The sequence below is a fragment of the Enterococcus spodopteracolus genome, assembly GCF_030441955.1.
GTDB lineage: Bacteria > Bacillota > Bacilli > Lactobacillales > Enterococcaceae > Enterococcus_B > Enterococcus_B spodopteracolus.
In genome coordinates, this window is sequence record NZ_JARJHD010000091.1 from 1 (window position 1) to 515 (window position 515).

General features: G+C 56.3%; 1 protein-coding gene. It reads right to left on the reverse strand.

Annotated elements, in window-relative coordinates; translation table 11 throughout:
• Positions 1-370, reverse strand: a 370-nt coding sequence (nadR, locus tag P3R27_RS14690) for a multifunctional transcriptional regulator/nicotinamide-nucleotide adenylyltransferase/ribosylnicotinamide kinase NadR (RefSeq protein WP_301399161.1), incomplete at its 3' end; no start/stop codon positions are given.
• Positions 371-515 lie beyond the last annotated feature (145 nt).

Here is a 515-nt window from a genome sequence, read left to right on the forward strand (position 1 = left end):
GGCGATCGCTGACCGTCGGCTGTTGCGACATCGAACTGTTCTCGAACAGTTCGCGGTCGCGCGGCTCGTCGTGGCACAAAATGACGTGCAGCTCATCCACCTGGCTGCAGGCGCGCTGGATCAGGTAGATATGGCCGGTGTGCAGCGGGTAAAATTTACCAAACACCACGCCGACTTTAACCTCTTTACGCGGGAACTCCAGCCCGAGAAAACGGTGCAGCGCTTCGAGCTTTTGCGCGCTCGGGCTTTTGATCTTGTCGTTCAACAGCTGGCTCAGATAGCCCTTGGTCATGCCGCTGGCATCCGCCACCTGCTGCAACGTGCAGCCTTTTTGCTTGATGGACGTCTTCAGGTAATCAAATTGCGGCATGGCCACCTCCGTTTAGTATGCTAAACAAAATAGCATATCTTGCTCGCCGTCGGCGACATTAATAAAACTCTTCCAGCACGTCCAGCGCGTCCGCCAGCTTCTTGACCCCGAACACCTGCATGTTGGCCGGCGGCTTCTTCGGCAT